Annotated in this window: 27 protein-coding genes; 23 read left to right on the forward strand and 4 right to left on the reverse strand. The window is 32.0% G+C overall.

Going from position 1 to position 26170, the window contains the following annotated elements:
- Positions 1–27: 27 nt before the first annotated feature.
- The 6 genes from COJ46_RS24995 to COJ46_RS10810 all read left to right on the forward strand — a co-directional run bounded on the left by COJ46_RS24995 (position 28) and on the right by COJ46_RS10810 (position 3881).
- Positions 28–162: a hypothetical protein gene (locus tag COJ46_RS24995; protein ID WP_097979132.1), complete on the forward strand. Its 135-nt coding sequence runs from the start codon at positions 28–30 to the stop codon at positions 160–162.
- Positions 163–376: 214 nt separating this feature from the next.
- Positions 377–958, forward strand: a complete 582-nt coding sequence (locus tag COJ46_RS10790; protein ID WP_097979131.1) for a YdcF family protein — start codon at positions 377–379, stop codon at positions 956–958.
- 135 nt (positions 959–1093) lie between these two features.
- Positions 1094–1465: a hypothetical protein gene (locus tag COJ46_RS10795; RefSeq protein ID WP_286133688.1), complete on the forward strand. Its 372-nt coding sequence runs from the start codon at positions 1094–1096 to the stop codon at positions 1463–1465.
- 576 nt (positions 1466–2041) lie between these two features.
- Positions 2042–2545, forward strand: coding sequence for an IS3 family transposase (locus tag COJ46_RS10800; RefSeq protein WP_098565915.1), 504 nt, complete (start codon positions 2042–2044; stop codon positions 2543–2545).
- A gap of 255 nt (positions 2546–2800) precedes the next feature.
- A complete protein-coding gene (locus COJ46_RS10805; protein ID WP_097979128.1) occupies positions 2801–3439 on the forward strand; it encodes a class I SAM-dependent methyltransferase in 639 nt (212 codons plus the stop codon).
- A 115-nt stretch (positions 3440–3554) separates the two neighbouring features.
- Positions 3555–3881, forward strand: coding sequence for a hypothetical protein (locus tag COJ46_RS10810; protein WP_097979127.1), 327 nt, complete (start codon positions 3555–3557; stop codon positions 3879–3881).
- Between the two features lie 456 nt (positions 3882–4337).
- On the opposite strand, the gene rpsD is transcribed toward COJ46_RS10810, so the two are convergent.
- Both rpsD and COJ46_RS10820 read right to left on the reverse strand, forming a co-directional pair.
- On the reverse strand, positions 4338–4940 hold the full coding sequence (gene rpsD, locus COJ46_RS10815; RefSeq protein WP_097979126.1) for a 30S ribosomal protein S4: 603 nt from the start codon (positions 4938–4940) through the stop codon (positions 4338–4340).
- 296 nt (positions 4941–5236) lie between these two features.
- Entirely contained in the window at positions 5237–5725 is a 489-nt protein-coding gene (locus COJ46_RS10820) for a GAF domain-containing protein (RefSeq protein WP_097979125.1), read from the reverse strand.
- A gap of 146 nt (positions 5726–5871) precedes the next feature.
- Here COJ46_RS10820 and refZ point away from each other — a divergent pair, with 146 nt between their 5' ends.
- From refZ to tpx, 11 genes are all read left to right on the forward strand, one after another.
- A complete protein-coding gene (gene refZ, locus COJ46_RS10825) occupies positions 5872–6519 on the forward strand; it encodes a forespore capture DNA-binding protein RefZ (RefSeq protein ID WP_097979124.1) in 648 nt (215 codons plus the stop codon).
- Between the two features lie 257 nt (positions 6520–6776).
- A complete protein-coding gene (gene ezrA, locus COJ46_RS10830) occupies positions 6777–8495 on the forward strand; it encodes a septation ring formation regulator EzrA (RefSeq protein WP_176522685.1) in 1719 nt (572 codons plus the stop codon).
- Between the two features lie 77 nt (positions 8496–8572).
- Positions 8573–9715: a cysteine desulfurase family protein gene (locus tag COJ46_RS10835; protein ID WP_097979122.1), complete on the forward strand. Its 1143-nt coding sequence runs from the start codon at positions 8573–8575 to the stop codon at positions 9713–9715.
- Positions 9716–9719: 4 nt separating this feature from the next.
- The gene (gene thiI / locus COJ46_RS10840; protein ID WP_097979121.1) at positions 9720–10949 is read left to right on the forward strand and encodes a tRNA uracil 4-sulfurtransferase ThiI; all 1230 of its coding nucleotides are present in this window, start codon (positions 9720–9722) and stop codon (positions 10947–10949) included.
- A gap of 81 nt (positions 10950–11030) precedes the next feature.
- Entirely contained in the window at positions 11031–11240 is a 210-nt protein-coding gene (locus COJ46_RS10845; RefSeq protein WP_097979120.1) for an alpha/beta-type small acid-soluble spore protein, read from the forward strand.
- Positions 11241–11366: 126 nt separating this feature from the next.
- Positions 11367–12239 carry an aldose 1-epimerase family protein gene (locus COJ46_RS10850; RefSeq protein ID WP_097979119.1) on the forward strand — a complete coding sequence of 291 codons (873 nt, stop codon included), beginning with the start codon at positions 11367–11369 and terminating at the stop codon, positions 12237–12239.
- Between the two features lie 217 nt (positions 12240–12456).
- Positions 12457–14031 (forward strand): acyl-CoA synthetase MbcS, encoded by a 1575-nt coding sequence (gene mbcS / locus COJ46_RS10855; protein ID WP_097979118.1) that lies wholly within the window; start codon positions 12457–12459, stop codon positions 14029–14031.
- 106 nt (positions 14032–14137) lie between these two features.
- On the forward strand, positions 14138–15712 hold the full coding sequence (locus tag COJ46_RS10860; protein ID WP_097979117.1) for an amidohydrolase: 1575 nt from the start codon (positions 14138–14140) through the stop codon (positions 15710–15712).
- A 176-nt stretch (positions 15713–15888) separates the two neighbouring features.
- The gene (locus COJ46_RS10865; protein WP_097979116.1) at positions 15889–16518 is read left to right on the forward strand and encodes a DUF2953 domain-containing protein; all 630 of its coding nucleotides are present in this window, start codon (positions 15889–15891) and stop codon (positions 16516–16518) included.
- A 12-nt stretch (positions 16519–16530) separates the two neighbouring features.
- Positions 16531–16974: a GerW family sporulation protein gene (gene ytfJ, locus COJ46_RS10870; RefSeq protein ID WP_097979115.1), complete on the forward strand. Its 444-nt coding sequence runs from the start codon at positions 16531–16533 to the stop codon at positions 16972–16974.
- A gap of 91 nt (positions 16975–17065) precedes the next feature.
- Positions 17066–17566, forward strand: a complete 501-nt coding sequence (tpx, locus tag COJ46_RS10875; protein ID WP_097979114.1) for a thiol peroxidase — start codon at positions 17066–17068, stop codon at positions 17564–17566.
- A 121-nt stretch (positions 17567–17687) separates the two neighbouring features.
- Here tpx and proC read toward each other — a convergent pair whose 3' ends face one another.
- On the reverse strand, positions 17688–18494 hold the full coding sequence (gene proC, locus COJ46_RS10880; protein WP_097979113.1) for a pyrroline-5-carboxylate reductase: 807 nt from the start codon (positions 18492–18494) through the stop codon (positions 17688–17690).
- A gap of 166 nt (positions 18495–18660) precedes the next feature.
- Between proC and COJ46_RS10885 the strand changes: the two genes are divergently transcribed.
- The 5 genes from COJ46_RS10885 to COJ46_RS10905 all read left to right on the forward strand — a co-directional run bounded on the left by COJ46_RS10885 (position 18661) and on the right by COJ46_RS10905 (position 24118).
- Positions 18661–19701 carry a phosphatidylglycerol lysyltransferase domain-containing protein gene (locus COJ46_RS10885; protein WP_097979112.1) on the forward strand — a complete coding sequence of 347 codons (1041 nt, stop codon included), beginning with the start codon at positions 18661–18663 and terminating at the stop codon, positions 19699–19701.
- Positions 19702–20530: 829 nt separating this feature from the next.
- Entirely contained in the window at positions 20531–21523 is a 993-nt protein-coding gene (locus tag COJ46_RS10890) for a class I SAM-dependent methyltransferase (protein ID WP_097979111.1), read from the forward strand.
- A 91-nt stretch (positions 21524–21614) separates the two neighbouring features.
- Positions 21615–22805: an acetate kinase gene (locus COJ46_RS10895; RefSeq protein ID WP_097979110.1), complete on the forward strand. Its 1191-nt coding sequence runs from the start codon at positions 21615–21617 to the stop codon at positions 22803–22805.
- 105 nt (positions 22806–22910) lie between these two features.
- Positions 22911–23762 carry an EcsC family protein gene (locus COJ46_RS10900; RefSeq protein ID WP_097979109.1) on the forward strand — a complete coding sequence of 284 codons (852 nt, stop codon included), beginning with the start codon at positions 22911–22913 and terminating at the stop codon, positions 23760–23762.
- Between the two features lie 167 nt (positions 23763–23929).
- The gene (locus COJ46_RS10905) at positions 23930–24118 is read left to right on the forward strand and encodes a hypothetical protein (RefSeq protein WP_097979108.1); all 189 of its coding nucleotides are present in this window, start codon (positions 23930–23932) and stop codon (positions 24116–24118) included.
- A 49-nt stretch (positions 24119–24167) separates the two neighbouring features.
- On the opposite strand, the gene COJ46_RS10910 is transcribed toward COJ46_RS10905, so the two are convergent.
- Positions 24168–24491, reverse strand: coding sequence for a hypothetical protein (locus COJ46_RS10910; RefSeq protein WP_097979107.1), 324 nt, complete (start codon positions 24489–24491; stop codon positions 24168–24170).
- A 753-nt stretch (positions 24492–25244) separates the two neighbouring features.
- On the opposite strand from COJ46_RS10910, the gene COJ46_RS10915 reads away from it, so the two are divergent.
- Positions 25245–26018, forward strand: coding sequence for an SDR family oxidoreductase (locus COJ46_RS10915; RefSeq protein WP_097979106.1), 774 nt, complete (start codon positions 25245–25247; stop codon positions 26016–26018).
- Positions 26019–26170 lie beyond the last annotated feature (152 nt).

Genomic DNA, 26170 nt, shown 5'->3' on the forward strand with positions numbered 1-26170 from the left:
TACGAACTGGTTATTGGAGGGAAAAAAATGAGTCATGCAGCAGGTGGTTCAAAGAAAAATCGTCCTAGTGATGCAAATCATGTAGATGCGAAAACGAAAGCACATCAAAAGAGACTTTCGAAGGATCAACATAATCCTATGGGCGATAAGTATCCTAGATAATTGAATAAATAATTTGAAACAATCCCTTATACGAAAGAAAGGACAAGCATTTCTTTTCGTATAGGGGATTTTTTATTTCACTGTAAAAGACAAGTCAAGATTTTTATGAGGAATAATGTTAAATATTTGTGGAATATTCCAAAATTAAGTGAAATCCACTTTATTATTAGATAAAATAAAAGTTAAAGTAATTTTATTTAAGGAGATAAAGGTAATGGGTGTTTTTAAAATAATTACATATACAATTATCATTGGGATATTAAGTTATGTCTTCTGCATCGTTTTTATCGGTGTAAATAGCATTTTACAATATCAGCATAAAGTACCTAAAAATGCGGATTATGTTATTGTATTAGGTGCTGGTTTGAAAAAGGATAAGCCAACTAGAGCTTTACGTTATCGAATTGAAACAGCAGCAAAATATGCTAAGGAAAATAAAAGTGCAAAAATTATTGTTTCAGGTGGAAAAGGTCATGATGAATTGATATCAGAAGCTGAATGTATGAGGGTTGAATTAATCAAATTAGGAATTGCAGAAGATCGAATCATTAAAGAAGATTTATCAACAAATACATACGAGAATATGAAATTCTCAAAAAAACTCATTCACAATGATCAAGCCCACGGAGTCATTGTTTCAAATGATTATCATTTATTTAGATCTTTAAAATTGGCTAAAAAACAAGGGTTACATGTAGTCGGTCTCCCTGCAAAAACGCCAAAAGTTATCATACCGACAGCATACTTTAGAGAATGTTTATCTATTTTAAAAGCTATTTACTATAAACAAATTTAATCATTGTGGGGCAATCTATCATTTTTATAAAAACTATGAATTAATTTGTACCAATGTCCGTTTCATTTCTACTGATTGAAACATTTTATATTATATGGATTTGCTTGTCCAAATAATATGAAAGGAGTGACGTTAATGTCGTCAAAATTTTTATCAACTGGCGTATTAAGAAGACATTCAAGTACTCAGTTTTTAACAGTTGAAGCTCTTAATGTTGACCCGGATGACGCTCGTTCTGTGAGTGTTTTAATGTTTGACTGGTCAAGTGGTTTCCCGGTGATTCTTCCTATGGTTGACCCATCTACAGTAACAATTCCACCAAATCAATATAGAACATTTAGATCTTTCCAACTTCCAGCTACTTTATTTGCTTATGAAGTAAGAATTCTTCACCCGAAAGATCGTGATGTTGTAGTAAATGTATTTGGACTTAGTGATATTGCATTTGATCCACAAGAAGGTAATAATGCAATGCAACATGACTTAGCGGTAGTGAAATTAAAATAATATAAAAGCTTATTTTAATACACCTCTCATTTCCGCATAAGTAGCCCTTCGAGTAAAGTCGAGGGCTTTTTTTACATATTAATCGAATGTAAATAATAAAAAACTGTAGAAAGAACTCGTGATAATAAAGGCAGTTTGGTAGAAATGAAGATAAAGTTACTATTAGAAAAACGAGTCCCAAACGAAAGCATTGTTTGTTTACACCAACAATCAAATTTGATTGAGGTTATAACGTATTATCATGAAAATTAATGTTTTCCCACTTTAATCTAAGTGCCTCTCATTTTCTCAGACCCGTGTATACCAACAATAAAATAAATGTGTAATTAGTTATGTTTTCTATTTTTTTGCTTAAGATAAAAATAATTTTAGTTCTAAAGGTGAAAGAAAATTTTCTTCATCTTTTTTTGTTGGTAAAGAAATTTTATTAAATCGATTTCTAGTAATAATTTCATCACTAACAGCTGTTCTATTATCGAAACAGGGTATTTTTGTAATATAAATCATTCATAATTTAGATTCTAAATGGTAAAATTAACATGTTTTAAAAAAGAAAATAGAGGAAGTAAGTATTAAATGAAGGTACGCAAAGAAGCGTATGTAATCTCTGAAAACTATTTAAACCGAGATTTCAATACAGATAAACCAAATAGAAAATGGGTAACAGATATTACTTATCTAATATTTAACGGAAAACGATTATACCTTTCAATTATTCAAGATCTATATATTAACGAGATTGTTTCGTATCAAATAAGTGAACGAAACGATATTAAGCCCGTTTTAGATACAGTAAAAAAAGCAATAAAAAAAAGAGATGTAAGTGAACTCCTATTACATAGCAATCAAGGATTCCAGTACACCTCAAAAAGATATAACCTAACACTTAAAAGATACAATAGAAAGATAAGTATGTCTAGAAAAGGAAATTGTCTGGATAATGCATGTGTTGAAAGCTTCTTTAGCCATTTTAAAACTGAATGCTTCTACCGCTATCAGTTTAATGAACAAAAACAAGTCGAACATGCGGTAAAACGCTATATTTGGTACTACAATAATAAGAGATTTAAAAGAAATTAAATAACCTTAGCCTTATAGAATACAGGTCTATGGCTGCTTAAAGTACTTTTTTATTTACTGTCTACTTGACAGGGGTAAGCCCATACTGGAGGGTTCTCTTTTTGTGTTAATTTATTTATTGGGCAAAGGCAAACAAGCTTGTAAAAAAAGAGAAACTCACAGGATAAGTTTCTCTAAAAATTAGGTGAATTAAAGTAGGTTCTGTCCCTTTAATGGATTGTTACTAGACATATTGTATAAAAAATGGGGGGGAATATGAACAATCGTTGGAATGAGTTGATATACAAAATTTGGGCTGGTATATATGATAAGTTTTTTAACACTGGGCAATTCCTCCACGCAAGGAAAGAGATTTTCAGCAAAACTAATTTTTTAAAAAATCAAAAGATACTATTTGTTGGAGTAGGAACAGGTGCAGATTTGGAACTGATTAATCACAAAGAATTACATATTACATCTATAGACTATTCTGATGATATGCTCAATAAAGCAAAAGAAAAATTTAAAGACTCATCAATAAAATTTTTAAAAATGGACGCTCAAGACACCAGTTTCAGTGATTGTTATTTTGATATAGTTATAGGAAGTCTTGTATTATCAGTTGTTCCAGATGCAGATAAGTGTCTTAAAGAGATGTTGAGAGTATTGAAGCCAAGTGGAGAAATTATCATCTTTGATAAATTTGCACCAAAAAATAAAGGACTTTCGCCATTTAAAAAAGTAATTAGACCATTAATAAAATTATTAGGTACTGACATCGGAGTTAACTTTGAAAAATTGTATGATAAGAATAAAGATAATTTATTTGTTAAAGAAGATATTTCAATAATGTTTGACGGGATGTACAGAAAGATTATTATAAAAAAAGTGTATACTGATGATATTTTATTATAGGAAGTTATAGTGAAATATAAAAAAGAAAAGCTCAGAGCATAAAGTCTGAGCTTTTTGAGTGTGATACACGGTGATTTAACCTTTGCATTTAATTAGAATTTAGCGTATTATTTCTATGTTTTCTCCACAGGAACAACTAATAGCCGATTCCTTCACAACTCCATTTTCAATTTTCAAAGTAATAACCGCGACAGCTTCTCAGGTGGTTAGAGAAACAGCTACTAGAACCTTAGCTCACGCGCTTGATCCTTTAATTGAAATTCTTGTTGCAACTAGTCTTCCTGTTGCTTCAGTAGTAATGGTTGGCGGATGTTTTTTCTTTATGTTAGGTAATTCCGAAAAATCCTGGAGTATGATTCAGAATGCTGGTCTTGGTTACGTTCTAATACAACTCTCACCATTATTCATAAAAATGTTAGAACAGGTAGGAAGATCGATGTAATTAAAATCAAGAGGTGATGAGATTAAATTTTAGTTGTGAATAATATAAAAAACAAATACTGTTTATGATAGATATGGTCTTTATATAATTGAAGCTAAATTAAATTCAGAACCAAATAAAATAGGAATCGCGAATGGAAGCAATGTATTAATTTTATTACTTTAATTCAAAGGATAGTAATTGAACTTGAAAAAATTCAAAGTAAGATGTAGAAAATTAAAAGTAAGATTGTATCTGTGAGGAGTAAGTGACAAAAAAAGATTGTAGAAGTCTTTAGTTAATTTTTCATTAACGCCTGTCCACTTTATTAAATTAAAAGTTCCCCCAAAACATCCCCCAATTAATTGGGAGAGAACAACTTATCCTACAAAGCAGAGATAAAATAAAAATCCCTAGAATTGTTGATATACCAACGATTCTAGGGATTTTATAAATGCTATTTACATAGCATTTTGATTAACGGTTGTAGAATTCAACGATAAGAGCTTCGTTGATTTCAGCTGGTAATTCAGAACGCTCTGGTAAGCGGTTGAAAGTACCTTCTAATTTGTCAGCGTTGAAAGTGATGTACTCAGGTACAAAGTTGTTAACTTCAACAGCTTCTTTAACTACAGCTAAGTTTTGTGATTTTTCACGTAAGCTGATAGTTTGGCCAATTTTCACGCGGAAAGAAGGGATGTCTACACGTTTGCCATCAACTAAGATGTGACCGTGGTTAACTAATTGACGAGCAGCACGACGAGTACGAGCAAGACCCATACGGTAAACTACGTTGTCTAAACGAGTTTCTAATAAGATCATGAAGTTTTCACCGTGTTTACCAGCTAATTTACCAGCGATATCAAAAGTGCGACGGAATTGGCGCTCATTAACACCAAACATGTGACGAAGCTTTTGCTTCTCTTGTAATTGTAAACCGTATTCTGATAATTTTTTACGTTGGTTAGGTCCGTGTTGACCTGGTGCGTAAGGGCGTTTTTCTAATTCTTTACCTGTTCCGCTTAATGAAATGCCTAAACGGCGAGATAATTTCCAAGTAGATCCTGTATAACGAGACATTGATTGTCTCCTCCTTTAGTTTTTATTTTGGAGTAAAATAAAAACGTTCGTGTAGCCCCAGTTTGTTTATTTTGCTTTCATGTATCCTCGCTCCAGCAGCCAGAGTTACGCGATGACACCTCTTAAACAGTAGAGGAACAAAATAAATATCAAGCCTGTGCTTACAACGCTGCGTTATTTTACACAAAAAATATTATAACCAGATAGTATAAAATAGTCAAGGGCAGTTTTGTTTTTAGCTTTATATAAAAAGAAAAAAGAAATCCAATAAAGGATTCCTTTAGAAATTAATTTTCTTATTTAATTGTTTCTTCAATTAAATTTACGATTGCTTGAAGATATTTTTGATCCGTTTCATCAAAACGATTGAATTCCGGACTATCGATATCTAATACACCAATTACTTCACCGTTCTGAATTAAAGGAATAACGATCTCTGAATTTGATGCAGCGTCACAAGCGATGTGGCCTGGGAAATCGTGAACATTATCGATTCTTTGAACTGTTTTTGTTTGAGCAGATGTACCGCAAACTCCTTTGCCGTATGGTATACGTACACACGCAGGAAGACCTACAAATGGGCCTAATACTAATTCATTGCGATCGCCATCTTTTAAATAAAATCCTACCCAATTTATTTGGTGTAAAAACTGATTTAATAAGGCAGATGTATTTGCTAAATTAGCAATTAGGTTATGTTCACCATCTATTAAAGCTTTAACTTGAGCTGTTAGAGTATTATATTGTTGTTCTTTTGTACCTGAATATTCGACTTTTTGAAACATTTGTAGACCCCTTTCCCTAATTCATTTGAGATATCATAGCATATTTCGAAAGAATACTGGTAATTTTGTCGACCGATTTGTAGAGGAATTTTTCAGTATTTCGCTAATTAATAAAGGAATTGATGTTGTAAAAGAGGGTGACGAGTATGGAGCAAGATAAACTTGCAACAAAGAAGAAAGTCATCGAGACAGCGCTTACGTTATTTAAAATTAATGGATACCAGGGTACTTCAGTAAGGGACATTTCTAAAAAAGCAAATGTAAATATTGCGACGATTTCATATTATTTTAAAGGTAAACAAGGTTTACTTGAACATATCATAGTAGATTTTTTAGAAGGATACGTTGAAATTTTAGATAAACACAGTTTGTCATTGTATGATAAAAACGCAAATGTCATTTTAATGAACCTTGTTGGTGAAGTACTTAATTATTACTTTTTAAAAAAGGAATATGCTTCGATTTTTTACAGAGAGCTGACAATCGACTCGGTCTTCATTCGTGAAATTATGATGACTTATTTAGCAAGAGAGCGTTATACATTTACTCAAATTTATGATGCTATTCGTTTGTCTAATGTGAAACTAACAATGCCATTTTCAGTCTTTTTCGTCCAATTAAAATCCTTCCTTTCAACACCGTACTTATTTCCAGGCTATTTAAATGAAGTATTGTATATACAACAAAATGATATGTATTTTTTTGAAAGATATAAAGAGTATGTTGAGAAGTGGATCGAATCACTATTCGATATGGATGAGAGACTAGTTAGTCGAGTAGAACTGTCATCCTAAAAGTTCGCCTTTTTCATTGTGAAAAATCACAATGGAAAGGCGTTTTTCGTTGTTTAAAAATCTGAAATTTCTACAAGCTTTTACAGTATTTATTATAGTTTGATAAAAATATGAAAAAATTGAAAAAATTAAGCCAAAAATCAACTTTATCATGTTATTATTAACTATGACCTAAATAAAGAGCGATTTATTAACTCAAAAAATAACGTACAAATAAATAGATTCAGATGGCAGTAAAAGGAGGTACATCAGGGAAAATGACAATGACATTCTATGTAATTTTAGTCGTAATAGCTATTGTTATCGCATTAATGATTGTAGCCTTAACAATTCGACAACGTTTATTCAAAAAACTCGATGAACTTGAATCGTGGAGAATGCAGTTAATGAGTAAGCCAGTTACGGATGAACTTTCAAAGCTAAAGGCCTTAAATATGACCGGCCAAACGGAAGAGCTTTTTGATAAATGGAGAACTGATTGGGATGAACTAGTTACAACATTTTTACCAAAAGTAACTGATTCCATCTCAGAAATAGATGAGGCAATTAATAAATATCATTTCATGAAAGCTAAAGCAGGGATTAGTGAAATTGAGGGAAGCCTAACTGAAGCTGAATCAAGCATCGATAAAATTCTAAATGAGGTAAGTGACCTAGTAGGTAGCGAAGAACAAAATAATTCGGATATTGAAATGTTAAACAAAGAGTATCTTGAGCAAAGAAAGCTTTTATTAACTCATCGTCATTTATATTCAATTTCTGAAACTCAGTTGGAACAAAAAATGGATGATATCAAACAACAAATTCAATTATTTAATGACACAACTGAAAAAGGAAACTATTTAGAAGCAAGAGGCTTAGTGAAAGAAATTGCTGATCAAGTACATATACTAAAAACAAATATGCAAATCATACCGGATTTATATATTGAATCTTCTACTACAATGCCCTCTCAAATACATAATTTAACTGATGGTTTAAAGCAAATGAAAGCAGATGGATATGTGCTTGATTTTGAAGCATTAGAAAATGAAACTATTGATTGTTCTAAAATATGTATCGACTGTGTCGAATTAATTAAAAAACTAGAAATCACAGAAGCGAATGATAAGCTTGAATTTGTGAAAGCAAAAGTCGATTCAATCTATGATTTATTAGAAAAAGAAGTAGAGAGTAAATTTGTAGTAGAAAAAGAAATATGGACTTCTCAGGAAGAAATTCAAAGTATTCGAGAAGATAATTTAAAAACAAAAGAAGAGACTCAATTAGTTGAGCAAATTTATGAATTAAGTGATGAAGATACTCAAGCTCAAAAAATGGTTGAAAAGCAAGTAAGCATCATTACAAAACGCTTTGAATTATTGCAGATCCGTGTAGCAGAACAAGATCTTGCATTTTCTGTAATAAGAGAAGAATTGGATTTATTAAAAAAGCAAATGGAAGATGTTAAAGAATCTCATTTGATGTATGTTGAAATGCTAAAAGCACTTCGAAAAGATGAATTACAAGCTCGTGATCAATTAATTGAAATGAAACGATTAATGTTAGAGGTTAAACGTCTTGTTCAAATTTCTAATTTACCTGGTATGCCAGTTTCTTCTATGAAACAAATACAAGATGCTCAAGAAAGTATGCAAATTGTTTATTTGGAATTAGAGAAAAAGCCATTAAAAATGACGCATGTTTCATTTTTACTAGAAAAAGCAGCAACAGCTGTACATGTTTGCTATAATGATACGAAATATATGATTGAACAAGGGTATTTCGTAGAAAAAGTGATACAATATGGAAATCGCTATAGAAGTAAAAATGAACAAATGGCAACGTCAATGGACAAGGCAGAGCAATTATTTAGAGAATTTCAATATAACGAAGCTCTAGAAGAAGCTGCCGTTTCAATTGAAAAAATTGAACCTGGTGCAATCGATAAATTACAAGAAATACTAAATGAACAAAAGTACACACTACCCCTATAGATGTAAATCTTAGGGGTTTCGTCTGTTTTCAGATATAATGAAAAATGGACTCAAGCAATATGGAGGTACAAAAAAATATGATTTATTTTGATAATAGCGCGACTACTAAGCCTTATAAAGAGGTATTAGACACATATATGACTGTTTCGGACCAATTTTTTGGAAATCCCTCTTCGATTCATAAGCTAGGTGGACGCTCAGAGCAATTACTCTCAAAAGCTAGAAACCAAATTGCAGAGCTTTTATCAGTTCAACCATCAGAGATCATCTTTACATCAGGTGGAACAGAGGGGAATAATTTAGCAATAAAAGGAACTGCCATGATGCATCGTTCAAGGGGGAAGCATTTAATTACGACTGAAATTGAACATCCGTCAATTTATGAAGCGTACAAGCAATTAGAGGATCTAGGATTTGAAGTAACCTACTTATCCCCAAACGAAGATGGGTTTATTTCTGTTGACCAATTAAAAAATGCGTTAAGAGATGATACGATATTAGTTTCTGTCATTCATGTAAATAATGAAACAGGAGCAATTCAACCGATAGCCGAAATTGGGCGATTATTAACGGATTATCCTAAAGTATTTTTCCATGTTGACGCGGTTCAAGGGGTAGGAAAAGTACCATTAAATATTAAACAAGCTGCGATCGATTTATTATCTATTTCTGGTCATAAATTTCATAGTGTAAAAGGAACTGGAATTTTATATATTAGAGAAGGTGTAACATTATCATCTTTAATGACAGGTGGTTCACAGGAAAGAGAGATTCGTTCAGGAACGGAAAATCTAGCAGGAATTGTTGCGATGGCAAAAGCGTTAAGAATCACGCTAGAAAAACAAAAAACAATGAATGATCACCTATATAACATGAGAAACGCACTCATTCAAAATTTAGAGTTGATTGACTATACTGTATTGAACTCACCACAATCAGATTTTGCTCCACATATAATAAATATTTCATTTGTAGGATTAAAGCCTGAAGTAATTGTCCATGCTCTATCTGAAGAAAATGTTTTTATTTCTACAAAATCAGCATGTTCTTCTAAAACTTTTGAGATAAGCCGAGTACTACAAAGTATGGGTAAGAACGAAAAAGTAGCAAGTAGTGCTGTCAGAATAAGTCTTTCTTATGAAAATACAATGAGTGAAGTAGAGCAGTTTAACAAAATAATTAAAGAAGTAATTAAAAATTTATATAAAGTAATGGGGTAACAGCATGAATGTAGAATATATTTTAATTCGCTATGGAGAAATGACTACAAAAGGAAAAAATCGAGGTCGATTTACAAGTATATTAAGAGAAAATGTTCGAAATCGATTAAAAGCTTATGAAAAAATTAAAATCACTGCAACGCGTGATCGTATGTATATAAAATTAAATGGTGAAGACCATGAGAAGGTTGCTGCCAACCTAAAGGAAGTTTTCGGAATTCATACGTTTAGTTATGCTAGAAAAGTTGATACTGAATTAGATGCAATTAAAAAAGGTGCTCTTGAAGCTATTAACGAGCTTGGTGATAGTGTTAAAACGTTTAAAGTTAACGTACAACGTAGTTATAAACAATTCCCATTAAATACGCCACAGTTAAATCGCGAGCTAGGTGGGTATATTCTTCAAAATACTGAACACTTAACTGTAGATGTTCATAAGCCAGATGTAGCTGTTCGAGTAGAAGTGCGTGATGATGCTACATATATTACTTGTGGAGAAGAATATGGTGCAGGTGGCTATCCAGTTGGAGTTGGCGGAAAAGTTATGTTATTACTTTCTGGTGGAATCGATAGCCCAGTAGCAGCGTACATGTTATTAAAACGAGGTGTGTCAATAGAGGCGATTCATTTTGAAAGTCCTCCTTTTACGAGTGATAGAGCAAAACAAAAAGTATTTGATTTAGCAAGTAAATTAACTAGATATTGTAGACGAGTCACTTTACATGTTATACCATTTACTGAAATTCAAAAAGCAATTCATAAAGAAATGCCTGCAAGCTACACAATGACAATCATGAGACGTGTTATGCTTAAAATTGCAGAGCAAGTTTCTGTTGATCGAAAAGCACTTGCTTTAGCAACTGGTGAAAGTTTAGGTCAAGTGGCAAGCCAAACATTGGAAAGTATGCATACAATCAATGAAGTAACTAATTATCCAGTTTTAAGACCACTATTAGCTATGGATAAATTAGAGATTATGGATATTGCTAAAAAAATTGATACGTATGATATCAGTATTAGACCTTATGAGGATTGCTGTACAATTTTTACTCCAGCTAATCCAACTACAAAACCAAAACGTGATAAAGTGGCTCGTTACGAGAGTCGTTTTGACTTTACTGAACTAATAAATGAAGCTGTAGTTAATAGAGAATCAATCATTTTTGAGAACGAAATGATTCGAAATCAAACGTCAACAAAAGAAGCAGAAATCGATATCGACGCACTTTTATAAAATTACTAAAAATTACCAGTAAAAATATGAATGAAGATATGTGTTTTATCACACTCTATACTCACAAGGAGGTGACAACACATGTCAAATAGAAATAATTCAGGTAGCAATCAATTATTAGTTGATGGTGCTGAGAATGCTTTAAACCAAATGAAGTATGAAATCGCTACAGAATTTGGTGTAAACCTTGGTCCAGATTCAACTTCACGTGCTAATGGTTCTGTTGGTGGTGAAATCACAAAGCGTTTAGTACAAATGGCTGAACAAAGCCTTGGTGGATTTTCTCGATAATAAAATTTAAATAATTATGGATTAAGGGGTAGGGTAAAACCTACCTCTTTTCTATTTCGCTAGATTTAATATTTAAGATTAACTTTGCTATAATTGAGGGGAATAAATTAAAGGAGAGACCTGTTCATGTCAAATATCGAAAATGAATTTATTAAAATTACAACTAAATCACAGGGAGCAGAGTTGACGGGTATCTTTACAAAAAAAGATAATTTAAATTATTTATGGAATGCTGATCCTGCTTATTGGGGGAGACATGCACCTGTTTTATTTCCGAATGTTGGTAAATTAATTGATAATCAATATAAAGTGGATAATAAAGTTTATGAGCTTTCTCAACATGGTTTTGCAAGAGATATGGATTTTCAATTAACTGAAATGAAAGAAGACTTTATTAACTATGAGTTAATCAGTAGTAAACACACGCTTTTAAAATATCCATTTCAATTTTCATTAAATATTAATTATAAGATTAAGAACAATACAGTTTTTATTAATTATGTTGTAACGAATAATGATCAGAAATCAATGCCATTTTCAATAGGTGCTCATCCGGCGTTTAACATACCACTGAAGGAAGATGAAAGTTTTGAGGATTATTACTTACAGTTTGAAGAGGAAGAAAGATTAGAAACAATTAAATTAGAAGGACCATATCGAAGTGGTAAAAGAGAACTAATCGGTCAAAATATTAAAAACTTACCATTAACTCGAGAACTTTTTAAGGATGATGCATTAATTTTTGAAAAACTTAATAAAAACGTACTGACAATTCGTTCGAAAAATCATAGTAATACAATCAAAGTTCATTTTGAAGGGTTTCCATACGTTGGAATATGGACTACACAAACAGCACCGTTTCTATGTATTGAACCGTGGTATGGAATTGCAGATGAAATCGGCCCAGTAAAAGAAATGAAAGATAAACTTGGTATTCAAATACTAAATCCAAATGAAACATTTACTTGTACATACAGTATTACAGTTGAAAGTGATTGATTTACAGGAAAGGCGAGGAGTATAGAGCTCGCTATTTTGATGAAATAAACTATCTTTTTTAGGTAGTTTATTTTTTTTATGAGTTTTTGTTTAAATTTTCTGAAAAATAGTCGAAAAATAGCAGGAATTGACTATACAATTAACGAAACCATTATTATTCTATTTTGCAAATTTCAAAATATAATTTTAGTAATGATCAAAAGGGGGACTAACTAAGATGAACAGTACAAGTCTAATCGCTCCAAAAGTATATAATCTCGTTTGGGAAATTGAAAAATTTGCTTCAACTGATAAAGTGGCGTTAAAGTGGGTTGACCTAAATGGAGAATCCCACCAATTAACATATAAGGAACTATATAATAAAGTTCACCAATATGCTTTTACATTTAAAAATAGTGGCATCGAAAAAGGGGACAAACTTTTTGTCATGATGCCAAGATGTATTGAGACTTATGTAGTTTATTTAGCTATTTTAAAAATTGGATGTGTTGTAATCCCAGGATCTGAAATGTTAACGGTTAAGGATATTCAGTACCGTCTTGAACATAGTGAAGTAAAAGCGATTGTTTCGCATGATCAATATATAGGTACTTTTAGCGATATTGCTAAAACTGGAAAATATAAATTATTTACGATTCATAATCAACAAACAGTGTGGACTTCATTGAATGACCAAGCAATTAGTGGAGCACATGTATTAACTGTGGAAACAAAAAGTGATGACTTAGCGTTTATTTCATATACGTCAGGAACGACTGGCAATCCTAAAGGGGTTGTACACACTCATAGTTGGGGGTTTGCACATATTCGTACAGTTGCTTTGAATTGGCTAGATGTGACTGAAGATGATACTGTATGGGCAACTGCAGGGCCAGGGTGGCAAAAGTGGATTTGGAGTCCATTTCTAGCGACATTAGGCAGTGGGGCAACGGGTTTCTTTTATGAAGGGAAATTTGATTCAGATACTTTCCTAACATTACTAAAGGAGCAAAATATAACAGTATTTTGTAGTACGCCAACCGAATACCGTTTTATGGCAAAGGTTGAAAATCTAGATCAATATCAATTACCTACATTAAGAAGTGCTGTATCAGCAGGAGAGCCTTTAAATCAAGAAGTAATCCGTACGTTCAAAAAGCATTTCAATGTTGATGTAAGAGATGGTTATGGACAAACTGAAAATACTTTATTAATCGGGACGATGAAGGATATTAAAGCAAAAGTAGGTTCAATGGGTATTCCAACGCCAGGAAACTTAGTTGAAATCGTTGATGATGAAGGAAATCCAATTGGGGTTAACGAAGTGGGACATATCGCAGTACATTTAAGCTCACCAGCATTATTTAAACATTATTATAATGATATGGAACGTACAAAAGCACAAAGAAAAGGCGAGTATTATTTAACGGGTGACCGAGCTAAGAAAGATGAAGATGGCTACTATTGGTTTGATGGGCGAAGTGACGACATCATTATTAGTTCTGGTTATACAATTGGTCCTTTTGAAATAGAAGATGCGTTAGTACAACATAAGCTTGTAAAAGAATGTGCGGTTGTTGCTAGTCCAGATCCATTACGTGGAAATGTTGTTAAAGCATTTGTTGTTTTGACTGAAAATACTACAAATCAAGATGACTTAGTATCTGAACTACAAGAACACGTGAAAAAAATTACTGCTCCTTATAAATATCCACGTAAAATTGAATTTGTCCAAGAGCTACCAAAAACAACTTCTGGTAAAATTCGCCGAGTAGAATTACGTGCGATGGAACAATTACGTGAATCCAATTAAATACTTATGTTAAAATGAGGGAAAATTCCCTCTTTTTTTGATTTTGGGACAATTTATCTTTCAAAATAAAAAACGAAACTATTTTAAGAACGGTTGGTGGAATGAAATGAAGAAGCTTTGGCATAATGGTTTATTCTATACGATGGAAAGTGAAGGGGAAACTGTAGACTCAATCATTACTGAAGGTGAACAAATTTTAAAAACAGGAACATATGAAGCTTTACTTTCTTCTTTACAGGGTGAACAATTTGAGAAAATCAATTGTAACGGAAAAATCGGTTTTCCAGGTTTCATTGATAGTCATTTGCATTTAATTGGTCATGGAGAAGCGATGAATCGTGTAGATTTGTCAAAGTGTCAATCATATGACGAGATGCTTGATCGAATGAAAAAAGTTGTAAATGACGCGCACCCAAATGAGTGGATTGTTGGGGAAGGATGGAATGAAAACGAATGGGACTCAAAAGCTGTATTTTGCATTGACGACTTAAATAGTTTATCAAGCACAAATCCACTTGTGTTAAAAAGAACTTGTAGACATGTCTACTTTGTAAATTCTCTTGCACTTGATCATGCATCAATAAATGAACAAATGCAAATCGAAGGAGGACAAATTGGCTGCTTTGAGGATGGTCGTTTAAACGGATTATTGTATGATGAAGCTGTCAATTTAATCATAAAAGCGATGCCGGCACCAGACGATCAGTATTTGTCAAAAGCAATCATTTCCGCTATTAAAGATTGTTATCAATACGGTATTGTTGGAGCGGTTACAGAGGATTTATCCTATTATGGAAACGCAAATTTAGTGATAGATTTATATGAGCGATTGTTAAATGAAGTTCCATTTCATACTCATGTTTTAATTCATCATACGACTTTGGATGAAGTCAAAGGAAGATTACATAATGGCAATAAAAATGTATCATTTGGAGGCGTAAAAGCATTTATTGATGGTTCATTTGGTGGTCGCACTGCACTGTTACAAAAACCTTATGACGACGATCAAAGCATAACAGGATTACAAGTGACTTCTCTAGAAAAATTAGAAGTAATTACAAAAAAAGCGCGTGAAAATGGATTGCCAATAGCATTTCATATGATTGGAGATTTAGCCGTTAAGCAAGCTATTGATGTTGTTAAAAAATATCCTAATCAAACTCAGCTACCTGATCGTTTTATACATTGTGCACTTTTATCTCCAAAATTAATTGAGGAAATGAAAGAATTAAACATCATTGTAGATGTGCAAACCTCATTTATATATGCCGATTATCCATGGCTAGTAGAACGTATTGGTCAAAGCCGAAATGAATATGCATATTTAATTAAAACACTATTAAATGAATCAATCGCTATAGCAAATGGTTCAGATACACCGATTGATACAATTAATCCGTGGCAAGGTATATATACAGCGGTTACCCGAAAAGCAAAGGACCAGATAGCATATAATATCGATGAAGCAATTAGCCTATATGAGGCAATAAAACTATATACGATTGATAGTGCGGCTTCGTTTCGTCAAGAAGATAAAAGAGGTCTCATAAAAGAAGGATATTCTGCTGACATTATTTTATTTGATGAAAATCCATTTGAGTTAGAAAAAGATGATCTACTGTATGTTAAATGCAGTGAAACTATTTGCCGAGGTAATATTGTCTATAAAAGACATGAGTAAGTTAATGGAAGGTCAAGCGGGAGTGTCCTAGAAGTTGTTTGTTACCAACAAACAACTAGAATTTACATTAAAAACCTAATATTTTACTACTCAAAAAGAATGGTATGTAATTTTACCATTCTTTTTGTTTATCCAGAAGTTGGTTTGCCCATACTGATACAAAAAAGGGTGATTTTTTGCTTTACATATATTCTATTCTAATTTTTATTGCAATCGTTGTTTTACTGTTAATCATTTTCGTCCTTTTTATAAATATGAAAGTCAATATTTTATCCGTTTATACAAATGAAGAACGATTTATGAATATTAAACTGTCTATCCTGAACAATCTTTTGCATTTCACCTTTACGATTCCTTTAAAGAGACCAAAAGAGGTAAAGGAGGACGTATCAGATTTAGAGAAAAAAAGGGATTTGTCTGTCTTTCAACAAATTGATTTTTTCATAAATTTATACTCCAACGGACATACTATCATTACAAAATTTTTAAACACTGTACAAATTTACAATTTAACTTATCATATTCATTTCGGTGTCGGAAATTCAGCTTTAACAGGGATATCAATTGGAACAGCTTATAGTGCGATCGGAATTTTTGAAAATTTATTAAAGAAATTTACAATATTACATCATCCGCCAACGATCGATATCACGCCCAATTATTATACGTCCGTAATGGAAACTAAAGGAAAGATAAGGTTTTCATTTTCGGTACGAAAGGCAGTCTTTGCGGGATTATTATTACTTAAAGCATACTTAAAAACTAGAAAAGACTTTAAAGCAACACATCCAATCGAAACTAATTAGAGGTGATTAACAATGAGTCAACATCCTATTGGAGACTTAATGCACGCGGCAATGGAAAATTTATCAGCAATGATTAATGTAAATACAATTATTGGTGATCCAATTTCAACACCAGATGGAAGTTTAATTTTAACCGTATCAAAAGTAGGGGTTGGCTTTGCAGCTGGTGGAAGTGAATTTCGAAATTACCATTTAGTAGATGGTGTTAAAGAAGCTGAAGTAAGAAGTCCACATCCATTTGGAGGAGGTACAGGCGGAGGTGCTTCAATCACTCCGATTGCATTTTTAATTGTAGGTAAAGATGGTGTTAAACTACTTCACTTAGACCAAAATACACATTTAATTGAAAAGCTAATGGATTTAACGCCACAAGCATTAGAAAAAGTAAAAAAATATATGAAGAAAAAAGATGATTCAGATAAACATGTGGATGATTTTGATTCAGATTTAGATTAAATATAAAATTTAAGTAAAGTTAATTGCATTCAAGGTTTCCTTCCAGTAAGATAAATGTTGTGAACATTTTGTAATTTTGGGAGGAAATATCATGGCAACTGTAACATTTAAAAACAATCCAGTAACTCTTATTGGACAAGAAGTAAAAGTAGGAGAAAAAGCTCCAAGCTTTACTGTATTAGCAAATGATTTAAGCCCTGTAACTTTAGAGGCTTCAGCTGGTAAAGTACGCTTAATTAGCGCAGTACCTTCTGTAGATACTGGAGTTTGTGATGCACAAACTCGTCGTTTTAACGAAGAATTATCAAACGTAGAAAACGTTGAAGTTTTAACAATTTCAATGGACTTACCATTCGCACAAAAAAGATGGTGTTCTGCAAGTGGTTTAGAAAATGTACATACTTACTCTGATCACCGTGATGCATCTTTTGGTGAAGCATTTGGTGTCTTAATGCAAGAATTACGTTTATTAGCTCGTGCAGTATTCGTAGTAGATTCAAATGATGTTGTTACTTACGTTGAGTACGTAGCTGAAGGTACAACTCATCCAAACTATGAAGCAGCAATCGAAGCTGTAAAAGCTGCAAAATAATAACAAATACCATTTTAGAGGTAAAAGGCTGTCGAGTAAATCTCGGCAGTTTTTTTTGCATTAAAAAGGCATTCACAAATATGAATGCCTCAGTGTGTATATTATCAGACTGATTCCAAGATCATTTACCTAAAGACACTGATTTCTCAGTACAACGTTCCATGGCCGAAATAATAGATGAGCGGAAGCCTTGTTTTTCTAATTCGGCAATTGCTTCTATTGTTGCACCACCTGGTGTACAAACTTGGTCTTTTAATTCTCCAGGATGTAGTTCAGTTTCAAGTACCATTTTTGCTGCACCTAAAACTGCTTGTGCAGCTAACTTATATGCTTGGTCGCGTTTGATACCTTGTAATACAGCTCCATCTGCTAAAGCTTCAATCATTAAGTAAACATAAGCTGGAGAAGAACCACTAACAGCAGGAATCGCATCCATTAATTTTTCATTTACTAATTCGCATTTTCCGAAGCTATTGAAAATTTCCATTACTTCACTTAACTCTTCATTGGTCACTACTTGATTATGACATAGTGCACTCATGCCTTCCCTAACTAACGAAGGAGTATTTGGCATCGTTCGAACGATTTTAACCTCTTTACCGAATGATTTCTCAACACCTTCTAAAGTAATTCCAGCGGCAATTGTAATGATCACAGTATTACTTGAAACAACTTCTTTAATTTCCTCAATAATAGTCGGATATAAATCAGGTTTAACTGCTAAAAACAAATAATCAACCTGCATTGCTAAATCGATATTACTATTTAATGTGTGAACATTATATAAATCTTTCACTTTTACAAGCGTTTCATTAGATCTTGCACTTACATAAATTTGATGCTTTTCAATTACATTCGAATCAATTAACCCACCAATCATAGCTTGGGCCATTTTACCGCAACCAATAAAACCAATTTTCCTATTCATTTGTTCTCACATCCATTTATATTTAATAAATTGAATTATACAGGAGGGGTTAAATATTACCAAATAATACTTTGATAAAAAAAAATAATGTATGGATTTCCACAAGTAATTATTTTTTGTAAAATAGAAATTGTAAAGAAAATTGACTCTTTATATTGGGGGTATTATGAAACAAATTTTAAAAGAATCAAATCAAAAAACTACAATTGAGATTATTCAACAACTTATTAAAACATATGGTGGAACTTCATTAACGCATTTAGGATTACTTGGAGATAAAAAAGTATTTCTTTCAGAAGATCAAAAATCTGCATTTGTTTACCGTAAAGAGGGTAATAAATTAGTTGTTTTATGTGATCCAATTGGTGAGATTTCTTTTGAAAAAATAAAGGAGTTTGAACATTATTCAAGGAGTATAAAATGTATTCCGTGCTTTTATCAAATAGACGAAATCTCAAAAATGTTGTATGAAAAAGCTGGCTATCGATTGTTAAAATTAGGTGAAGAAGCAATAGTTGAATTAGAGAATTTCGAAATTGCAGGTAAAAAAGGAGCAAAACTAAGAACAAAAAGGAATAAATTCATTCGACAAGGATATCAATTTGAAGTGTCTATGCCTGGACATTCTATAGGTCTACTTCAAGAGCTAAAAGGGGTCTCTGATGTATGGTTAAACGGAAGAGAAGAGCTATCCTTTTCAGTAGGTTCATTTCATTTTGATTATGTTTCAAATTTTCCGATCGGAATTTTAAGGGATAAAAATGGTCAAGTAATAGCTTTTGCGACATTACCGATTCAAGCCGAAAATATAACAATCGATTTAATGAGATATTTAAAGGAATTACCATATGGAACGATGGATATGCTGTTTGTTTCAATTATGTTTTGGGCAAAAGAAAATGGATTTAAAAGCTGCAGCCTTGGAATGGCACCATTAGCAAATGTTGGCCAAGATTCAAAATCATCAATCATCGAAAAATCCGCAAAAATAATCTTTAAATATGGTAACTCAATTTATAACTTCAAAGGATTATTAACTTTTAAAAGCAAATTTGCGAATAAATGGGAATCAAAATACTTAGCATACAAACCATATACATTACTTTCGGTTATCACAAGCTTATATCGCCTAGTTCATGGAACAAAATCTTTGAACTATATAACCCGATTTATGAAACCTTTAGAAAAGAAAGTGAAAATTAGTTAAACTGACGACGGTGAAAAATAGAGCTATACATATATAACAGGAAATAAAGACCTCAACTAATGAGGTCTTTAGCGTGTTGAATTAAAACATTGAAACGGCAGTAATAGTAAGTAAACAGTTGAAAATTACTTATTTAAAGCAGGTTCATGAGTAAGTATATCAGCAAAAATTTGAAAGTAAGTTACTCATAATAGGCTTTAGTGGAAATCAACCACCACCAATTGGCAACTAATTGAAAAACTCATTTTTAAGTTTGTTGAAAACTTAAATGCTCTAAAGGGAAAACAATATTAAGTGGAAAATTATTATTGATGTAAAAATTCATTTTTTGATGAACTATTAATGGTCTTAAATGTTAAAATGATTGAGCAATTTTACGATTCCAATAACTATAGTAATGTTAGTTTATTCTAAGTAAAGGCTATTTTGATTAGGTTTTATTGCAGACTTTTTTTAATAAATAAGTTGATTGGAATGGANNCATGGAAAGCGAGCACCCCGTAGTGGAAATCAACAACACTCTACTCCTTTACGGAAATTTGATAATTAATTGACAAGATTATTATTCAACAACGTGAAGACCTCAACTAATGAGGTCTTTGTTTGTTTTCAATTTGTACTGATATTTTAAAACTACATAAAAAGTTCAAAATGTATTAAATAAAAGTAAACATTCATCAATTAAAATTAAATTAACAGTACTGGATTAAAATTGATTAAAAAAACCAAATACTTTCTAATAGAAGAAATTATTAAAGTGGACACGTTTAAAAGCCATACGTATAATGAAACACAATGACTGTTCTATTATGAAAGTGAGGAATGAAAAATGGTAAGAGAGAATTCAGTAGAATTTTTATTTAATTACATAGATGAATCGACAGAATGTTTAAAAGATAATTTAGAAATTTCTTATTTAGAGGCATTAATTGAAACAGGTGAAAATTTCTTTGAAGGGGAAGTTTTGCAAGAAGAAATTAATGGTTCACAAAAAGACAAGCTTATGAATACAATTCATCAATTTACATCGGCATCAAAAGATAATGAGAGTATTCGTAGAGCATTTCAATTAGCGATATTAAAAGGTATGAAGCAAGGGGTACAAACAAATCATGAAATGACTCCAGATGGTATTGCTTTTATTATTACTTATTTAGTTGGAAAGCTTACTGAGGGGAAACAAAATTTAACTATTTTAGATCCGGCAATCGGTACTGGAAATCTTCTATTAACAATTTTAAATTCTTCAAAGGATAAATTTACTGAATCTGTTGGAATAGATGTAGATGATGTTCTTGTTAGAATCGCATTTGTTATTGGCAACTTACTAGGACATGAAATAGAACTATTTAATCAAGATAGTTTAGCACCTTTATTTGTAGATCCGGTTGACCTTGTTGTTTGTGATCTACCAATTGGTTTTTATCCAAATGCTGAACGTGCAAACGAATATACTTTAAAAGCAAAAGAAGGCATGTCTTATGCTCATCATTTGTTTATTGAGCAAAGTATGAACTACTTAAAATCTGGAGGATTTTTCATCTCGCTAGTTCCAAATCACCTATTTACTTCAGAGCAATCTCCACAATTACAAAGCTATATTAATGAAACAGGTGTTATTCAAGGATTGATACAGTTGCCAGTATCTGCCTTTAAGGATGAAAAACATCAAAAAAGTATATTAATAATCCGCAAAAATGCAGAAAATATGAAGAAGCCAAAGCAGGCTTTATTAGTTGATTTCCCTAAGTTATCGAATATGAAAGCAGTTGAAGATATTATGCTTCAAATGAATGAATGGTTTAAAGAAAATTTACAATAATTGAACTTTTAAACACGTAAACTAATTTGTGTTATAATAATTTCAGCTAAAAAAATATAACAGTTTCATGTTTAAAGGAGATGTAAAAAACATGGCAAATATTCTTGCTATTAATGCAGGTTCATCGTCATTAAAATTTCAATTAATTGAAATGCCTAGCGAAAAAGTACTTACAATTGGTTTAGTAGAACGTATTGGTATAAAGGATAGTGTTTTTGTAATTTCAGTAAACGGGGAAAAAATTAAAGAAGTAACTGATATTGCTGATCACTCTGTTGCAGTAAAAATGCTTCTTGAAAAGCTAACAGGTTTAGGAATTATTTCTTCATTCGATGAAATTCATGGAGTTGGACATCGTGTAGTTCACGGTGGAGAACTATTTACAGATTCTGCTTTAATTACTGAAGAAGTTGAACAACAAATTGATCAACTTTCTGATTTAGCACCACTTCATAACCCAGCTAACCTAGTTGGTATTCGTGCATTTAAAGAATTATTACCAAATGTTCCTGCAGTTGCTGTATTTGATACTGCGTTTCATCAAACAATGCCAGAAGAGTCTTACTTATATAGCTTACCTTATGAGTACTATAAGCAATTTGGTATTCGTAAATATGGATTCCACGGTACATCACATAAGTATGTAACAGAAAGAGCTGCTGAATTAATTGGTAAACCAATTGAAGAGCTAAGACTTATTTCATGTCACTTAGGAAATGGTGCAAGTATTGCTGCAGTTGAAGGTGGAAAATCAATTGATACTTCAATGGGATTCACTCCACTTGCTGGTGTAACAATGGGAACTCGTTCAGGTAACTTAGACCCAGCTTTAATTCCATTTATTATGGAAAAAACAGGTAAAACAGCTGAGGAAGTACTTGATGTATTAAATAAACAAAGTGGTATGCTTGGGATCTCTGGATTCTCAAGTGACTTACGTGATATTGAGACTGCAGCTGAAGAAGGTAATAAACGAGCTAAAATCGCTCAAAGTGTATTCATTGAACGTATTCACAAATATTTAGGATCGTATGCTGCACGCATGAAAGGTGTAGATGCGATTATCTTCACTGCTGGTATTGGTGAAAATGGTCCGGAAATTCGTCAAGCCGTATTAGAAGGTCTTGAATTTATGGGTGTTTATTTTGACCCAAGTAAAAATAACTTTAGAGGAAAAGAAGCATTCATTAGCTTTGATCACTCTCCAGTTAAAGTTATCGTAATTCCTACTAATGAAGAAGTTGTAATCGCAAGAGATGTAGTACGAGTTGGAATGAAATAATCAAAAAGTAAGCATAAACGTAGAGCATACAAAAATAGATGACCTCATATTCTTAAATTGAGTTCACTTTTTGGCTCTACGTTTTTTTATATTCGAGGTGATAGTATGGATCAGATGAAAGAGTATAATTTATGGCTTGAACTTAACGATTTGATTGAAAAGAAACAACAACAGCAAAATTTAAATAAATTAGAACTTATGTATCAAAATGCTTCTAATTTTCTCCTCCAAAAAATACCTCAGAGCTATTCGAATACTTTTAATGAACTTTTTTCAACTGCTTTTTTCCACACTCAATCTTTAATACAAACAACAAAACAGTTTCAAGAAAAGAAATTAGATATACTTAATCGAGCACAAATTTTAAGAAGTGATATTAAGACAATAAGCGATTTAAGAAAGTTACCATTAAGACAATTGAATTTCTTAGCTGAGCAAGAAATATCGAAAGCCTTAATAGTTTCAAGTGTTCAAGGTGGAATAAGTGGAACTAGTACAAAGCTTGCTTTATTTGGTGATTTGCCTGCTTTATTATTTATTAATCTTAAAACGGTACAAGAAATAGCACTTTGTTATGGTTATGATGTAAGTATTCCAAAAGAGATGGAATGTAGCTTAAAAGTACTACAAGGTGCAATCCTCCCATCAACCGAAAAATACGTTGTTTGGAGTAATTTAATGAACGATATTTTAAAGCATGAGGATTCGGACGTATTTGCAACTTGGGAAAATGAATTTAATGGAGAAGGGGTCTATTACACAGTTATATTACAAATGTGCAAGTTATTAACAATCCACTCATTACGGAATAAGGTTTTAAGTGGTATTCCTTTATTAGGAGTTACTGTTGGGGCAAAGTGGAATGAATCTTTTACAAAAAACGTATTAGAATATACAAAGAAATTTTATCAATATCGTATATTATCGGAACGGGTAAACCAGGAGCCAACAGATTAAATAAAAATTTGAGAAACTTACAAATTATCTGTTAGCTTTTTTAGAGTGTAGAATGAATGGAAACCTAAATACTTGAACTAGACAATTTACCCTTAACTAAATGAATACCCGTTTGGTTGTAAACAAGTATGTGGTATGCTAAAGGAAAACCATTCAAGGAGACAATTATGAAGCCTACATCAAGTTTTCAACTAGAGCAATCCGTCGGAAGGTTACGAAAAGTGATTGACCAACTAAACAAGCAAATCAAAGAAGCATCTTCCGATAAAGTTGCGAATGAAACCATCCGACTTAAAGAGGAACTAAAAACAATCGGAGACACGCTTTTACAAATTCAAAAGCGCGAAAATGAATAAACATAAATAATAGAGGTACAAAAAAGCTAACAAACTTATTGTTAGCTTTTTAACCATGTATTTTTGTATTATTGGACATTTGTTGGTTACTTCTAAACCAAATCCAAAGATCGTTAATAATTGATGCTAATTCTGCAATTTCAGAATTTAATTTACAGCTCAAAACAAAATCAGATTCGTGATTTAATTGTTCTTGTTTATGATTTATCGAAAACTCTAAACGCTTAATTTGATCAGGTATTCCACCACGGATATATTCCCATTCAGTAAGAATCATTAATTGTTGATCGTGGGAGTAATCTTCCCAATCTAATTTTAGGCTTGGTAGTAAAATACCTAATCGTTCATCGTATGAAAAATAATCTTGTAACATTTATTTACTCCCCCGTTGCCATTAATTCATAAATATCAATAAATTGATGTTTGTTTCCTGTTCTACGTGTTCGATTTTGCCGAAACTACTCTCGGTTGGTTCTAACACTCCGAGGGCGTAAATTCGGATACAACGAATCCTACATAGTTGAGTTATCGTTTACGTGATTATTCTTAACTTTTTATTTATTGACTTGGTTTTTGTCCAATAGTAAGTCTACTCACTATCATGGTTCTACCCAATGCCGAAGTCTCTTTCGCAACAGCCTAGATTCACAGTAGATGTGATAATTATATCATGAATTGTCGTATCGTAAAAAGTAATTAATATATATTACTTCCTTTTGTTATAAAAATCCAGTAGTTTTCACACGATTTTAAAAATTTATTTAACTGCTATTTACCTTTGATACATTGAAAATCAGTTGAACAAATTTGTTCTAATATTTTTTATAATCAAGGCTCGCTTATTTAATGTGTAAAGCTTAAAATCTAAAAATAAAAATTATTAAAATAAAAGGAAAATAATTCATAATAATAGAAAACATAGTTATCTTTTAATAAAATAATCTTACTAAATTAAAGATATAGGTATAACGATAATGACATAATTTTTAAAGAATTAGCTTTATGCTTAAATAACTAATTAAAAAGGTTAATGAGAATAGATTTTACAAATACATACAATTGATTGATTTATCTAGATGATTTTCACAAATATATAAAATTATTTAGACTCGAAAGGAAGAGTTTTATGAGGCATGCTGTCATTACGGCAGGATCAAAGGGGTTAGGGAAGAAAGTCACTGAAGCATTTTTGAAGGATGGTTATTCAGTAACTGTTACGTACTTTTCTGATGAACAAGCTATCAAAGAGCGAAAAGAAGAATGGAAGGATTATTTGGACCGGGTTCTTTTTGTAAAAGGTGATATATGCGATAAACAATTTATTAATGAGATTGTCTCAAAAACGATGGAGAAATTCGGTAGGGTTGATTGTCTTATCAATAATGCTGGCCCGTATTTATTTAACCGTAAAAAACTGGCTGACTACACGGATGAAGAGTGGGAATACTTGATGTATGGAAATTTGCATAGCGTGTTTTTTCTTTTAAAGCAAATTATTCCAATTATGAGAAAGCAAAAATATGGACGTATCATAAATTATGGATTTCAAGGTGCCAATTCAGCTTCTGGATGGATTTATCGTTCTGCATTCAGCGCAGCTAAAGTAGGTCTAGTTTCATTGACTAAAACAATAGCCTATGAAGAAGCAGAGAATGGTATAACATCAAATATGATTTGTCCTGGGGATATTTTTGGTGATATGAAAGAAGCAAATCAAACTGAAGCAAGTAAGGATGGAAAAGGTCTTGCACCAGTTGGAAGATCTGGTACTGGGGAGGATATAGCAAGAATGGTGCAATTTTTGTGTAAGGAAGAGTCTGATTTTATAACAGGTGATATTTTTGAGGTCACAGGTGGCTTGGATGTCATTAATAAATACAGACATATTCCATTATCATGAGAATTCGTGGGACAATTCCATTTTTAAAGCATAATTTATAGTAAAAAAGATTCTGAATTAATATTTATTAAACGAAATTAAGCGTTTTCATTTTCTGCACTATATGTTTTGTGTTAATATAAAAATGTATTATTTTTTAATAAATAGAGCTC

It is taken from the genome of Bacillus sp. AFS077874, assembly GCF_002566505.1.
Lineage (GTDB): Bacteria > Bacillota > Bacilli > Bacillales > Bacillaceae_G > Gottfriedia.